The following is a 13,278-nucleotide window of genomic DNA, read 5'->3' as shown; positions in this document are numbered from 1 at the left end:
CTGTGGAGCAAAGATCATGTAGCATGCCCCCGTGGACCGTCTGACATGCATCGACCTGTTTGCCGGTGCTGGCGGTGCCACGGAGGGTCTGCGAGCCGCTGGCTACGATGTCGTCGGTGCGGTAGAGGTTGACCCAGCCGCTGCAGCCTCGTACCGATTGAATCACCCTGGAACAAAGCTCTGGCAGCGCGATATTCGATCGCTGCCAGCCAGGAAGCTACGGCAGGAAAGCGGGCTTGCCATAGGGGAACTCACCCTGCTAAAGGCGTGCCCCCCGTGCCAAGGGTTTTCGACCCTAGCTCGCGGCGATGACTCTAATAGCAGTAACGACCGGAACGATCTAGTTTTGGATGTCGTACGCTTCGTCCGCGCACTTCGGCCTGCTGCCATTATCTTGGAGAATGTTCCGGGACTTGAACGTGACTTCAGATTCAGTCGTATCAAGAAGTCGATATCGGATCTCGGCTACGCTTTGAATTCGTTCAAGCTTGATGCCGCTTCGGTTGGGGTGCCGCAGCGGCGACGTCGATTGATCATGATTGCGATCCGGGGACGCAAGGTCGAAATCCCAGCTACGCTGCGCGATCTACTTGGTGAGTGGTTTGTTGACCAGCCACGAACAGTACGAGAGGCGCTGGCTGACCTAGCTTTGGCGATTAGTCCTGGTGATTCCCTCAACAAACACCGCGCACACTCGCCCAAGGTTATGGCTCGCATTTCAGCTGTGCCAATAGGTGGCAATCGTTTCGACCTGCCTCCGGAACACCAGCTGGCTTGTCACGTCAACCTTGGCAGGAGAAACGCCACCGCCTCGTATGGCCGAGTGCGCTTGGATGAGCCCGCACCAACGATGACCACTCGGTGCACAACGCCAGCCTGCGGTTCGTTCATTCACCCGACCGAACACCGCGGACTGACACTTCGGGAAGCGGCGACTTTCCAGACCTTCCCCTTCTCCTACCGCTTTTCAGGGGACTTCGGATCGATCGAACGCCAGATAGGGAATGCTGTACCGGTCCGAATGGCGCAGGCTCTAGGCGAGGCCGTGAAGGTGTTGCTGCCCGCGCCCGCTATCTCATCAAGTGTGTCTTCCTAGTCGTCTTGTTCTGCGTCATATCACGTTAGGTAGCAGTTCGTGCCGGCGACAACAAGGGGTAGCGAGTCTGGAGGGTAGGAGCCCACGCGCCATCGTCATCATGATGATCGCCAGAAACTCGGCGGGCTCCCAGGCAGTGCCCGCGTCCGGCCGTCCTGCGCAGGGCCGCCTTGGGGATACACAAAAACACTAGACCTGATGGGCCGTTGCTGAACGTGGCGAGGGTCGGAATCGCTATGGACCCGTCTGGCGTAGCCGATACACCCTCATGACCGTTTCAACCTTGCTTTCTGTTCGCGTAACACTCTGGTGCTCGACCAATGTCGCTCCGACCTCGACATCGAACAGGGCTGCTAGCTCCGCATCGGCAGCAATTTCACGTCGCCTCGTCTGCGCGTCGCTGAACCGGTCAGGGTAGGCATTTGCGTAAGTGCCCCTACCATGTTCGGTGGTAGCTAAGCCGGCCTCTCGCAGGGCGGCGATTGCTTGACGGATTGTGCCGCGGCTTGCCCGGAACTCGGCGGTAAGGGCGGTCTCGGCTGGCAAGAGTGCTCCGGGCGGTATGGCGCCGTTCTCGATGCGTTCCCTCAGTTGGTCGGCGATGACGCGATAGCGGGGCAGTCCGTAGTGCGGGGTGGGCACCCGCTCACCGTACCCGGCACTTGTCTTACCAAGTAACAAGCAAGCAGCGCGATTTGACGTATAGACAACTCGTCCACTTGTAGGTACGTTTCCCTATGTGCGGCCAGAGTGACGGCTCGTGTCAGGGGTGGTGTCGTGTCGGCCCTGGCCGCATCTGATGCGCGGCGTCCTGTCGGACCGGTTGCGGTAGCCGCGCGTACAAGTTGGCTCGGCGATACCCGACCCGTCTGTGTCGGACGGTGCGCCGTGCCTTCATCCGGGCCGGTGGCTGGCTGCATTCCCCCGCGGCTGGCCACCGGTCCCCGCCTACCTGTGGAGGTGCGATGTCCGGCTCTCATCGTCGGCGCCGCTGGTTCTCGTCCTGGTGGTCCTGGTGGCGTCCATCGATTCGGGCTGTCAGCTTGAACGCTCTGTCGAGTTCACGCCCGGCTTCTGTCCCGCCGTCGCATCGGTGGCCCTCAGGGCCGACGCGGGAGTTGCCCGCGCTGCGGTACGCGCCACCGATGACGCGGGCGCAGCTCTACCGGGGCAACAGTGGGCGGTGGCCGCGATGAGCCGCACAAGCAAACCGGCTGACGTCACGAGCCACCCGGACTGGTGCGCCCCGGATCGCTGCGGCCACCTGGTGCCACCGCTGATGACGCACATGGCCCGCCGCCATCGCGGCCCGATGTATCGGGTCGGCGACACCCGAGCGAGCGGCCACATCGTCACGTACCTCATCGGTGCCGACGCTCGGACGCCCTTGATCGCGGTTCACGCGACGTGCCGGGCCGGGATGAGCTGGGCGGAGTTGCCGTTGCCGCAGGTTGTCCAACTGGTCGAGCATCTCCGCGGGCTACTGAAGCAAGCTGGCGGCCACCCGGGGGCCGACGATGAGTGAGGGCGAACCCATGACGGAGCGTCGGTTGTCCTCGATCGCGCCGGTCGTGTGCCCGATGTGGTGCCGGGGATGCGGACCGAACGATCCGATGCACCGGGGCTTGCCATCCACCATCGGGCGGGAGCGGACCGGCTGGGTCACCGTTCAACTGCTTGTCGACCGGTTCGAGCGCCGGGACCTGGCCATCAAGCTCGACGCGACCCGCTATGGCGCAACGCAGACCGTGCTCATGTCACCGGAGCAAATGGACCGGCTCATTGACGAGCTGACGCGAACCCGGCTGGCGATGCTGGCGCCGGTTGGCCGGCAGGGACGGGCGGGGGAGACGCAGTGACCACCAACAGCCACAGCCGGCGTGGCGTAGCCGCCCCTCGTACTCCCGGCCCTCGCCGTGGTCAGTCACCGCGAGCGGCGGTAGCGATCCCTCCGGTTCCCGAACGGCCCGTTGGGGGGACCACCTGGCAGACGTTGGAACGTCTAGGGGGTACGGTGACCGGTGTGCATAGCCGGGACTGGCGCCCTCGTTACCTGCAACTCGCTGAGGAGTTGCGGGCGAAGATCATGAACGGGGAGCTGCCACCGGGCATCCTGATGCCGAGCGAGACCGAGTTGGCCGAGTCGTCCGGCCTGTCCCGCACTAGCGTCCGCAACGCCATCCGGCAGCTTCGGGAATGGGGTCTGGTTCGGGCAGAGCAGGGGCGCGGCACCTACGTGCGGGCACCCCGCCAGCGGGTACGCCGTCGCAACACCGAACGGTACCAGTGGGAGAAGGATCGCGTTCTGCTCGACGAGGCGGAGCGGCTGAAGACTGGCGCCACCGAGCACGACACCGGCCTGACAGTTGATGATCTCAAGTTCCACGCCGAATACTCGCGGGTGAACGCCGACGAGGAGATGGCGGCGGCCTTGCGCGTCGAACCGGGTACGCCGCTGCTGCGCCGGGTCTACTGGACGTCCTCCCGGCACGAGAACGCGCCGCTGACCGTGTCGTACTCCTACCTGCCGTATGACCTGGTGGCCGCGAACCCGGACCTGCTCGATGAGGGCAAGGAGCCGTGGCCGGGCGGTACACAGCATCAGCTCTACACGCTGGGCATCGAGTTGGATCGGATCGACGACGAGGTTCGCGCGCGTCCGCCGTCGCCGGATGAGGCCGAGTTGCTCGACATCGACCCGGGCGTCTCCGTGCTCACGGTGCGGAAGACCTCGGTCGACACCAACGGGCGCGTCGTCGAGGTCGCCGACGTGGTGATGCCGGGTGACCGCACCGAGCTTGTCTACTCCCACAAACTCCAGCGGTGGAAAACTTGACGCAGCTCGTCTCGGTCATCACTCCGGTCCACGCGCCCAGCATCGAGTACCTTGCTGGCGCCTACGAGTCGTTGGTCAAGCAGGAGATGCCTGACGGCTGGGACTGGCAATGGCTCGTCCAGGAGGACGGGCAGACCGGCGCCCTGGTCAACGTGCTGCCCGACGATCCCCGGATCAGTCACGGAACCGGCCGTCCCGGCGGGCCTGGCGTAGCTCGTACCCTCGCGCTGTCCCGGGTTTCCGGGAAGCTCATCAAGGTCCTGGACGCCGATGACCAGTTGACCCCCAGTGCGCTCGCCCGGGACATCGCCGCGTTCGCCGCGCATCCTCACATCGGCTGGGCTACTTCCCGCGTGCTCGATTTGCTGCCCGACGGGTCGACGGCCGGATGGGACCAAGATCCGGCCGGCGGACTCGTCGACCGCGGTTCGGTCCTGTCGTTCTGGCAGGCAAACGGCTATCGCGCGTCCGTGCACCCGGCGACGCTGTGCCTACGGCGGGATCTCGTCTTCGCCCTGGGCGGCTGGATGGCCCTGCCCGCCTCCGAGGACACCGGCCTTCTGCTCGCCGCCAACGCGGTCAGCGAGGGCTACTTCACCCGCGAATACGGCTTGCTCTACCGGAAGTGGCCCGGCCAGGTGACCAGCCAGCCCGCGCACCGGGAACCTGCGGAGTACCAGGGACGGATGAAGATCATCGAGGCCAGAGCCAACGCCCTGGCCTCGATGCTGCCTAACGGATTGCCGCTCACGCCTCCGGCGTAGCCTCGTGCCCCGGCATCCCGTGGGTACGCCGCCGCTGCTTCATCTCTGCTTCGTAGATGTGCCGCCGCCCGCCGGCCAACTTCTCCCGTGCGTCCCGCTCGATCTCCTGGAACGCCGCGTAGTAGCCGTCGTCGAACTCCTCCATGATCTGGAACGTCCACCGCCCGGGTAGCACGTTGCGCCCCAACAGCTCGTGCTCGACCCGGTCGGCCACCTCGGCGTGCCCGGCCTCGCGGAGCAGCTTCACCACCCGATCGAGCGTGAGGTCCGCGCCGCCGACGAGCTGGTGCGCCGAGTACAGGTGCCCCCGCACCCGGTGGATCGTCTCCAGCGCCTTGCTCAACTCTCCCAATGCCTCGACCGTGGTGTCATCTACGCCTACTGGACGCGAGTGCTCTTCATCCACGGACCGGTTCTCGTCGTTCACGGCGTCACCAGTACCCAACCCGCGTGCTTCCATTCGTGCTAGCCATCGAGGCACAGTCCTCTTCGATTCATGCGCCCAGCGCGTCTTCCTGGCTACCTCGCATTTCCCGGTACCATCACGAAGGCATTGACCGGCCAGCCGTGGGGCGGAAGTCGTCTTCAGGCCCCTCAAGGGGCGAAAGCCGTCCCACGGAGAAGGGAGGCCGGTGTAATGCCGATCGAGGGTTGCCAGATCTGCGGACAGCGCAGGGTTGGTAGGCACCGCAAGTCCGGCTGGGGGTGCCTCAGCAACGTGATTGAGCTGGCAGTTCTCGCCCTGAGGTTGCTGGCGCCGCTCGTCGTCGGGCTTGGTGCAGTCCTCAAGGAAGATGAGCCCGCCTAAAGACGGGCTCACCCGGTGGGGGTTGCCCTCGCCTCTCGTTTGCCTACGGTGCGCGGGGGCTTCCTCCATCTCAGATCCGAAGGAACGGCGGCACTGCTGCGGGTTGAAGACCTTTCCGCTCGGTGTTGCGTTGAGCGATCAACGCACCTAACAGTCCAAACCTTAGCTTCGGACCTTGCTCCAACTTACACACTCGCCGCCATGGGTAGATGTTATACGCGCCGTTTTAGAAGTCTCTAAACCAATCACGTATGAGGTGCCAGCGAGCAGCTCGGTCATGTGCGGCTTCTCCGGCGGCGTTGGTTAGGTCGGTTAGCGCCTCGGTGTCGCGGTCACGAAGACCGCCGATGGGGCTGCTGTGAAGGTTTGCGATCCCAGCAGCGCGAGAAGCCATCCAGCCCGCAGGGGCTCCAGCAGACTTGTTGACTTGTCTGCCAAGTGCCGTCTACCTTGGAGTCTCAACTTGGCAGACATGCCAACAACCTGGAGGTTGAGCGATGGCTCTGCGTGGCGGTACGAGGTTCGCCGTGCGTTGTGAGGACGTGTTCCCGGCGGGATGCGCCCTGGTCCCCGAGTCCCTCGGTGAGGTCGAGGACTACGACGAGAAGACCGGCCGGCGTAGCCCGGCGAAGGACAAGCTGACCGGCCAGCGTGTGTGGCAGGTCCGCGTGATGGACCTGGACCCGGAGCTTGGAAAGCGTTCCCGGGAGACGACGGTGAAGATCTCGGCTGACTACCAGCCGGTTCCGCCGACGGGCGCCCCGTTCGAGGCGGTGGAGTTCGAGGGCATGACGGTCACGCCCTACGTGTCGAACAACGGTCGGATGGCGTACTCGCTGCGGGCGACCGGGATGCGCGCCCCGGCGGGCGTGGCCGGCAAGGCGGCGGCGTAGCCGCATCAGGTGGGGGCGGGGCTGTCAGGTCTTGGCGGACGGCAGCCCCGCCCTCTGTCTCTTCCCCCTGCTCTGTCGAGAGAGGTAGTGACGTGTCCAAGCGTAGGCGTTCGGCTGCCCCGGCTCAGCCTCGGTGCGGCGTGTGTCAGTCCCGATTCGACCCGGCCGGCGGCGCGGCTGACCGCTGCCCGCTCTGCGTCGGGCAGCTCGTTCTTCCCCTCCCTGCGGTCCGCGATGCGTCGGGTCGGTTCGTGTCGCTGCGGGGTGCGCGATGATGCGCCGGCCCCGTGGCGGGGTGGTGATGGTGACCGCCGGGGATCTGATGGTGATCCGGCCGAAGCGGTTCAAGCTGCCGATGTGGGCGGTCATGCTCGGCCTGGTGCTGCGCTGGCTCGCCCTGGCCTGCTGGTGGTGCCTCCGTCACCCGGTCGCCGTGGGCCTGGCCGTGCTCGCCGTCGTCCTCTACGCCGACTACGGCTGGGCGGGTCTGGTCGTACCGCTGGTCCTGGCGTTAGCGCTGTCTGCGGTGTGGCGGTGGCGCGACGAGGCGTCCTGGTGGCGGTGGTGCGCGGGGCCGCTGCTCGGCCGGTTCCGTCAGGTGTTCGTGTACCGGCGGGCGTGGTATGAGGCCATGACCCTGTGCGGTCTCGCCGAGACGTATGACCATCGGGCCGTCTTTCCCGAGCTGCTTCGCGTGCGTTCGGATCAGGCCCTCGACGTGCTGACCATCCGCATGGTCCGCGGGCAGACCCCAGCCGACTTCCAGAAGGTGACGGCGAACCTCGCGTACGCCTTCGGCCGGCGGCACGCCCGGGTCTACTCCGAGCGGCCCGACGATGCACCGATTCGAACCGGCTATTGGGCGTTGGTGCTGGGGTGGGTGGACCGGGTGCGGTTCCGGGATCGGCCGACCGTGGTCTACCTGGTGCTCGTCCGCACCGACGCCCTGCGGCCGGTCGTGGCCCCCTTCGATGCTCCGGCAGTCCCCGACTTCACCGCTCTGCCGCTGGCTCGGCGGGAAGACCTGGGCACCTGGTCCCTGCACCTGCTCGCAACGCACGTCCTCATCGGCGGGGCCACCCGGTCTGGCAAGGGCTCGGTGCTCTGGTCGCTGGTTCGCTCGCTGGCCGGCGGAATCACTTCTGGCCTGGTGCGGCTATGGGTGATCGATCCCAAGGGCGGGATGGAGTTCGCCATGGGTCGGCCGCTGTTCGCCCGGTTCGCCTGCAAGTCCTTCGAGGCCATGGCCGACCTCCTCGACGAGGCCGTGACGGTGATGCGGGAACGTCAGACCCGGCTCGCCGGCACGGTCCGGGTGCACACGCCGACCGAAGCTGACCCCCTGGTCGTGGTCGTCGTCGACGAGATGGCCGCGCTCACCGCGTACCTGCAAGACGCCGACCTGCGCAAGCGCATCGCCGGCTCGCTGGGCCTGCTGCTGTCCCAGGGGGCCGGCGTCGGCGTCCTGGTGGTGGCCGCGTTGCAGGACCCCCGCAAGGAGGTGCTGCCGTTCCGGGACCTGTTCCCGACCCGGATCGCGCTCGGGCTCACGGAGGCGGCACAGGTCGACCTCGTGTTGGGCGAGGGTGCCCGCAACCGGGGTGCCCTGGCCGACCAGATGCCCCGGTGGGCCAAGGGCGTCGGGTACGTGATCCTCGACGGCACCCCCGAACCGATGCGCGTCCGGTTCTCGTACGTCAGCGACGACGACATCCGCGACATGGCGCGGCAGTACCCGGCGCCGGTCGACGCGTCGGACATCCTCGCCCAGGTCGGCCGGGAAACCGCCACCGAACCGGTACGCCCTCCGCTGCCCCGCAAGCCGTCCGGGCCGCTGCTGCCCGACGCGCTGCGCAACCTGCTCGACCGCGACAGCGGGGGTGATCTCAAGTGACCGGCACCCCGAACGGCCGCCGCTTCTACCGGCTCCGTACCCCCGAACCGACTACCGCCGTCTCCGTCCGGGTCGACCCCGAACGGCCTGACCCGTACCCGGTCTATCTGGCGGTCGGTGCGGGCCGGCGACGGATGTCCCTGACCCCCGACGAGGCATGGGCGCTGTGGCGCTGCCTCTCCGAAGCTGTCGCCACGCTCGGCACCCCTCCCGACTACATCCGCACCGATATCCGACCTGCCCGGAGGTAACCGCCATGAACACCCTCACCCGCTTCATCAACCGGCTCCGGCGTCCGCTGCGTATCCAGCTCGTCGGCCCCGCCGACCAGACCGCCGCCGCCCTCCACGGCCTGGCGCAGATGGTCAACCGCCGACGCGACATGAACGACCGGCGAATCCGCATCGACGTCACCATCCGCGAGAAGCCGTTGGAGGAGTGGCGATGACCGAGCGCACCGAATCCGCCGTACGCCTGGTGATCCTGCTCGCCATCGGCACGATGGCCGGCGCCGCTGCCTTCACCCACGTTCACGACCTGTCCGTGGCCCACGGCCAACCGCACTGGATCGGCTGGGCCAATGCCGTAGCCGTCGAGCTGATGGCGATCTACCTCGGCCTCGAACTCCGCGCCCGCCGCCGTGCTGGTCGCCCGGTCGGCCTGGTCGCGGCGCTGCTCGTCGCGTTCGCTCTGCTTTCCCTCGCCGTCCAGGTCGCCGAAGCGGAACCCTCGGTGTGGGGCTGGATCGTGGCGGCCGTACCGTCCCTGGCGTTCCTCGCCCTGGTGAAGGTCGTCCTGTCCAACGCCCCGGTCACCCCGCCGGCTCCCGAACCGGACCAGCCGCAGGCCGACTGGTACGAGGTGCCCGAGCAGGCCACCCCCGACCCCGAACCCCAGCGTCCGGCCGACCCCGTACCGCCGGCTGTCCCGGCTCCGGCTGTCATCTCTGCCCCGGCGGCGGTGCTGCCTCCACGTGTCGTCCAGCCGAACCGGCCACACGTCGTCGGGATCATTCGATGACGGTTGCGACCCTGCCTGGCCTTGCCCCCGCCGCCCCGGCCCCGGTTGCTGTTCCTCGGCCGGGGTCGCGGGCGGCCCGCATGGCGCTACCCCGCTCGGTCGACGTGCTGAAAGAGATCGCCGCTGAGTACGGCGTCTGCGTCCGCCCCCTGGCAATGCGCCGCACCGACCTCGACACCGGCCTGACCGAGGTCATCGACCTGCCCTGCGGGGCGACCCGTGAGGACAAGTGCGGGCCGTGCGCGAAGAAGAACCGCCGGCTGCGGCAGGCCCAGATCCGCGAGGGCTGGCACCGCGACGACGAGCCGCTACCCGGCCCGGAACCCGCGACCGAGGCGCAGAAGTCGCTGATCCTGTTCCGCGCACACCTAGAGTTCTCCCGCGACGAAGCGGTACGCGCCGCCCAGTGGGACCAGGTCACCGACATCGACGAGGCCATCCGCGAGGTAGAGGAAGCCATCGCCGCCGAAGGTCTGCGCGGGCGCGTCGGACCACCCCACGGCAACGTCGACGAGGACCAGGACGATGAGCCCGGCCGCCGGCGCAAGCGCTCCACCAAGCGGCGCCAGGATGCCCCCGACCTGCCCCGGCGCAAGGTCGAGCGGCGCACCGTCGGCAAGACCTACACCGCCCCGGACGGCTCGACCTTCCGGCCGTCCATGTGGCTCACGCTCACCCTCGACTCCTACGGGCCGGTCCGCCCCGACGGCACCCCGGTCAACCCCGACCGGTACGACTACCGCCGCGCCGCCTGGGACGCCGTGCACTTCCCCCGGCTGCTCGACCGGTTCTGGCAGAACCTGCGCCGCTGCGAGGGCTGGAACGTCCAGTACGCCGGCTGCGTCGAGCCCCAACGTCGCCTCGCCCCACACGCGCACTTCGCGATCCGGGGCACCATCCCGCGCGACGTGCTGCGCACCGTGGCCGCCGCGACCTATCACCAGGTCTGGTGGCCGAGCGTGGATGTCCAGCGGTACAGCCTCGACCGGCTCCCGGTCTGGGACGAGCAGGCGGCGGCGTGGGTCGACCCGGACACCCACGAGCCGCTGACCACCTGGGCGGAAGCCCTCGACGCCATCGACGACGACCCGGACGCCGAGCCGGTGCACGTCGTCCGCTTCGGCGCCCAGGTCGACGCCCGCGGCGTCATGCCCGGCACCGAGGACGCTGAGCGGACCATCCGGTACGTCACGAAGTACATCACCAAGCACACCGGCGACTGCCACAAGGCGACCACCGACCGGCAGCGCAAGCACCTCGACCGGCTCTGGCACCAACTTCAGCTCACGCCGTGTACCGATCGCTGCGCGAACTGGCTGCTGTACGGCGTCCAGCCGAAGAGGGCGAACGCAAAGCTCAAGCCGGGCCGCTGCAAGGGCAAGGTGCACCAGCGGGACACCCTCGGCATCGGTGGCCGGCGCATCCTCATCTCCCGCGACTGGTCCGGCAAGACCCTCGCCGACCACAAGCACGACGCGCGGGCCTGGGTGCGTGCCCTGCTTGGTGCCACCACCGACAGCGTCACGGCCGGCGAGACCGGGCAGCTGGTCGATGACCAGGGCGCCACCGCCGAACGGGTCCGGCACGCCTGGGAACTCGCCCGACCCGACGATCCCGACGTGGGACCGCTGTCCCACCGGCTCATGCGGTCGATCAGCGAACGCGCCCGCTGGCGCTCCGAACTGCTCGCCGCCAAGGACCGGGCTGCGCAGGGGGCGCCAGATCTTTCGGCAACTCAGCACAGCGCACAGCACCACGGGGAGGAAACGCAGTGAACGAGGAGTTGTTGACCGTGCCGGAAGTGCTCGCCGAGCTGCGCGTACCGCGCTCGACCTGGTTCTACTGGCGGCAGACCGGCAAGGGACCGCGGGTGATCAAGCTCCCGAATGGGCAACTGCGGGTCCGCCGATCGGCGCTCGGTCGGTGGCTCGGTGACCTGGAGCAGGACGCGGCGTGAAGAGTTACGAGGTCCAGATCTGGGAGATCGGCAAGCGCGTTGACCGGAAGGCTCGGCCATGGCGGGTCCGCTGGGCGGTGAGCAACCAGCGCTTCGAGGAGATGTTCCGTACCAAGGCTCTGGCGCACTCGTTCCGCGCCGAGCTGGTCCAGGCGGCCAACGCGGGGGAGCCCTTCGACCCTGCCACCGGCCGCCCGGTCTCGGAGGCCAGAACCAAGAACCCCACTACGTGGTACGCGCACAGCCGCGCGTACGTCGAGATGAAGTGGCCCCGGGCGGCGGCCAAGACCCGGCGGTCGATCGTGGAGGCGCTGACCTCCATCACGGTGACCCTGACCCGGCCGACAAAGCGGGGCCGACCGGATGACGCCCTGCTCCGTGAGGCGCTGTACCTCTACGGTCTCAACCCGCGCCGCTGGTCCGACGAGATCCCGGCCGACCACGCGGCGGCACTCACCTGGCTGGAAACCGCCTCGCTCCCGGTAGTCGAGCTGGACTCGCCCGCGATGGTCCGCCGCGTCCTCGACAGCCTGTGCGTACGCCTCGACGGCAAGCCCGCGGCTGCCTCCACCGTCCAGCGCAAGCGGGCCACCTTCTACAACGCGCTTGGGTATGCCGTCGAGCTGGAGCTGATCGCCTCCAACCCGGTCGACCGGGTGCAGTGGACCGCCCCCGAGGTGGCGCAGTCCATCGACCGGCGGGTGGTGGCGAATCCTGCCCAGGTCGCCACGCTGCTGGAGGCGGTGAAATCTCTCGGCAAACGGGCCGACAAGGTGACAGCGTTCTTCGGCTGCCTCTACTACGCGGGCATGCGACCTTCCGAAGCGGCGGACCTGCGGCGGGAGGACTGCGACCTTCCCGGGCGCTGCCTGGGCTGCCGGACGGACTTCGACGACCTGGCGGCGGTGAAGCCTTCGGCGTCCTGCGACCACGAGAAGATCGAATACCGCTGGGGCCGTTTGGTGCTCGCCGGAACCGCCCCGCGCGCCGGGTCGCACTGGACCGATGACGGCGGCTCCCACGAGCGGCGCGGCCTCAAGCACCGGGGCCGGCAGGAAACCCGGACGGTCCCCATCCCGCCCCGGCTGGTCGAGCTGCTGTGCGCGCACGTCGAGAACCACGGCGTCGGCCCGGACGGTCGCTTCTTCCGGGGCCTGCACGGCGGTCCGCTCTCCGAGTCGGTCTATGACCGGTGGTGGAAACTTGCCCGAGAGAAGGCGCTGACCGCACCCCAGGTCGCCTCGCCCCTTGTACGCCGTCCTTACGACCTGCGTCATGCGGCGGCCTCGCTGTGGCTGAATGCCGGGGTCCCGCCGACCGAGGTCGCCCGGCGCCTGGGCCACGGCGTCGCCGTCCTGCTCCGCGTCTACGCCAACTGCATCGACGGCGGAGACGACACCGTCAACGACAAGATCGGCGGTGCACTCGGGTGAATCCAGCTCGTCTCCACGACACTACGAGAACCGACATGCCTCTCTCTGTAGGTCCGTTAGGGGAGCAGGACGGGAGACTCCCGCAGGAAGTTGCGTCAGGTCGTCCATGGCAGTGCACCGAATTCGTGCAGACGTCAGTCCTACGGCGCCGCGCAGGTCTGCTCCGCTCAAGTCTGCCGCCACTAGAGAAGCGCCCTGTAGATCGGCGCTGCGAAGATCGGCGCCTCGCAAGTCGGCGCCTTGGAGGTCAGTGCCGTGCAGGCGTACGAAACGAAGATCAGCGCTACCTAGGAAGGCTTCGCTGAGGTCAGCGTTACCGAGTTCAGCTGCGTAGAGGTTCGCTCGTCCCATGAAGGCCTTTCTCAACTTGGCCGCTCCCAGGAAGGCTCCTCGGAGGTCCGCATTGTCGAGGTATGCCCCTTCAAGGACGGCTTTGCTTAGCCTTGCGCCGCCGAGATTGGTAGCGGCTAGATTCAGCCCTTCAGGTAACTGATCGTGTCTGGTGTTTCGGCGGCCAAGAACCGTAAGTGCGGCCTGGATGTCCTCCGGCATGTCTGGACGAACGAAGGTACCCGCG

16 protein-coding genes are annotated in these 13,278 nt (G+C 67.7%); 13 read left to right on the top strand and 3 right to left on the bottom strand.

All coding sequences use genetic code 11. The features are described from left to right. Nucleotides 1-31 precede the first annotated feature (31 nt). Nucleotides 32-1,096 carry a DNA cytosine methyltransferase gene (locus ACGFNF_RS07920; RefSeq protein ID WP_393166538.1) on the top strand — a complete coding sequence of 355 codons (1,065 nt, stop codon included), beginning with the start codon at nt 32-34 and terminating at the stop codon, nt 1,094-1,096. Between the two features lie 234 nt (nt 1,097-1,330). Here the strand turns inward: ACGFNF_RS07920 and ACGFNF_RS07915 are convergent, their stop codons facing one another. Further along, nucleotides 1,331-1,738 (bottom strand): GntR family transcriptional regulator, encoded by a 408-nt coding sequence (locus tag ACGFNF_RS07915; protein ID WP_393166536.1) that lies wholly within the window; start codon nt 1,736-1,738, stop codon nt 1,331-1,333. Nucleotides 1,739-2,111: 373 nt separating this feature from the next. Between ACGFNF_RS07915 and ACGFNF_RS07910 the strand changes: the two genes are divergently transcribed. From ACGFNF_RS07910 to ACGFNF_RS07895, 4 genes are all read left to right on the top strand, one after another. Beyond that, a complete protein-coding gene (locus ACGFNF_RS07910) occupies nt 2,112-2,621 on the top strand; it encodes a hypothetical protein (protein ID WP_393166534.1) in 510 nt (169 codons plus the stop codon). A 10-nt stretch (nt 2,622-2,631) separates the two neighbouring features. Then, the gene (locus ACGFNF_RS07905; protein WP_393166532.1) at nt 2,632-2,955 is read left to right on the top strand and encodes a precorrin-4 C11-methyltransferase; all 324 of its coding nucleotides are present in this window, start codon (nt 2,632-2,634) and stop codon (nt 2,953-2,955) included. A 155-nt stretch (nt 2,956-3,110) separates the two neighbouring features. Continuing rightward, nucleotides 3,111-3,932 (top strand): GntR family transcriptional regulator, encoded by an 822-nt coding sequence (locus ACGFNF_RS07900; RefSeq protein ID WP_393166529.1) that lies wholly within the window; start codon nt 3,111-3,113, stop codon nt 3,930-3,932. Next, nucleotides 3,920-4,696 carry a glycosyltransferase family 2 protein gene (locus ACGFNF_RS07895; protein ID WP_393166527.1) on the top strand — a complete coding sequence of 259 codons (777 nt, stop codon included), beginning with the start codon at nt 3,920-3,922 and terminating at the stop codon, nt 4,694-4,696. The genes ACGFNF_RS07900 and ACGFNF_RS07895 overlap by 13 nt, the downstream gene beginning before the upstream one ends. On the opposite strand, the gene ACGFNF_RS07890 is transcribed toward ACGFNF_RS07895, so the two are convergent. Continuing rightward, the gene (locus ACGFNF_RS07890) at nt 4,680-5,156 is read right to left on the bottom strand and encodes a hypothetical protein (RefSeq protein ID WP_393166525.1); all 477 of its coding nucleotides are present in this window, start codon (nt 5,154-5,156) and stop codon (nt 4,680-4,682) included. The two genes, ACGFNF_RS07895 and ACGFNF_RS07890, sit on opposite strands and share 17 nt — an antisense overlap. An 845-nt stretch (nt 5,157-6,001) precedes the next feature. On the opposite strand from ACGFNF_RS07890, the gene ACGFNF_RS07885 reads away from it, so the two are divergent. The 8 genes from ACGFNF_RS07885 (at nt 6,002) to ACGFNF_RS07850 (ending at nt 12,701) form a co-directional block, all read left to right on the top strand. Continuing rightward, nucleotides 6,002-6,397 carry a transcriptional regulator gene (locus tag ACGFNF_RS07885; protein ID WP_151453817.1) on the top strand — a complete coding sequence of 132 codons (396 nt, stop codon included), beginning with the start codon at nt 6,002-6,004 and terminating at the stop codon, nt 6,395-6,397. 274 nt (nt 6,398-6,671) lie between these two features. Further along, complete coding sequence (locus tag ACGFNF_RS07880) at nt 6,672-8,291, top strand: FtsK/SpoIIIE domain-containing protein (protein WP_393166523.1); 1,620 nt, start codon at nt 6,672-6,674, stop codon at nt 8,289-8,291. Continuing rightward, nucleotides 8,288-8,542: a hypothetical protein gene (locus tag ACGFNF_RS07875; protein ID WP_358164290.1), complete on the top strand. Its 255-nt coding sequence runs from the start codon at nt 8,288-8,290 to the stop codon at nt 8,540-8,542. The genes ACGFNF_RS07880 and ACGFNF_RS07875 overlap by 4 nt, the downstream gene beginning before the upstream one ends. Nucleotides 8,543-8,547: 5 nt before the next feature. Continuing rightward, nucleotides 8,548-8,739, top strand: coding sequence for a hypothetical protein (locus ACGFNF_RS07870; RefSeq protein WP_393166521.1), 192 nt, complete (start codon nt 8,548-8,550; stop codon nt 8,737-8,739). Beyond that, nucleotides 8,736-9,311, top strand: a complete 576-nt coding sequence (locus ACGFNF_RS07865) for a DUF2637 domain-containing protein (protein ID WP_393166519.1) — start codon at nt 8,736-8,738, stop codon at nt 9,309-9,311. Before ACGFNF_RS07870 ends, ACGFNF_RS07865 begins: the two co-directional genes overlap by 4 nt. Beyond that, nucleotides 9,308-11,086, top strand: coding sequence for a replication initiator (locus ACGFNF_RS07860; protein ID WP_393166517.1), 1,779 nt, complete (start codon nt 9,308-9,310; stop codon nt 11,084-11,086). The genes ACGFNF_RS07865 and ACGFNF_RS07860 overlap by 4 nt, the downstream gene beginning before the upstream one ends. Beyond that, nucleotides 11,083-11,268 carry an AlpA family transcriptional regulator gene (locus ACGFNF_RS07855; RefSeq protein ID WP_030329852.1) on the top strand — a complete coding sequence of 62 codons (186 nt, stop codon included), beginning with the start codon at nt 11,083-11,085 and terminating at the stop codon, nt 11,266-11,268. Before ACGFNF_RS07860 ends, ACGFNF_RS07855 begins: the two co-directional genes overlap by 4 nt. After that, complete coding sequence (locus ACGFNF_RS07850) at nt 11,265-12,701, top strand: tyrosine-type recombinase/integrase (protein ID WP_393166515.1); 1,437 nt, start codon at nt 11,265-11,267, stop codon at nt 12,699-12,701. Before ACGFNF_RS07855 ends, ACGFNF_RS07850 begins: the two co-directional genes overlap by 4 nt. Nucleotides 12,702-12,722: 21 nt before the next feature. On the opposite strand, the gene ACGFNF_RS07845 is transcribed toward ACGFNF_RS07850, so the two are convergent. Next, on the bottom strand, nt 12,723-13,253 hold the full coding sequence (locus ACGFNF_RS07845) for a pentapeptide repeat-containing protein (RefSeq protein WP_393166861.1): 531 nt from the start codon (nt 13,251-13,253) through the stop codon (nt 12,723-12,725). Nucleotides 13,254-13,278: the final 25 nt, after the last annotated feature.

The sequence above is a fragment of the Micromonospora sp. NPDC048868 genome, from assembly GCF_043198195.1.
GTDB classification, from domain to species: Bacteria; Actinomycetota; Actinomycetes; order Mycobacteriales; family Micromonosporaceae; genus Micromonospora; species Micromonospora reichwaldensis.
Note: the sequence above shows the minus strand (reverse complement) of the source record. Positions and strands in the feature narration are given on the sequence as shown.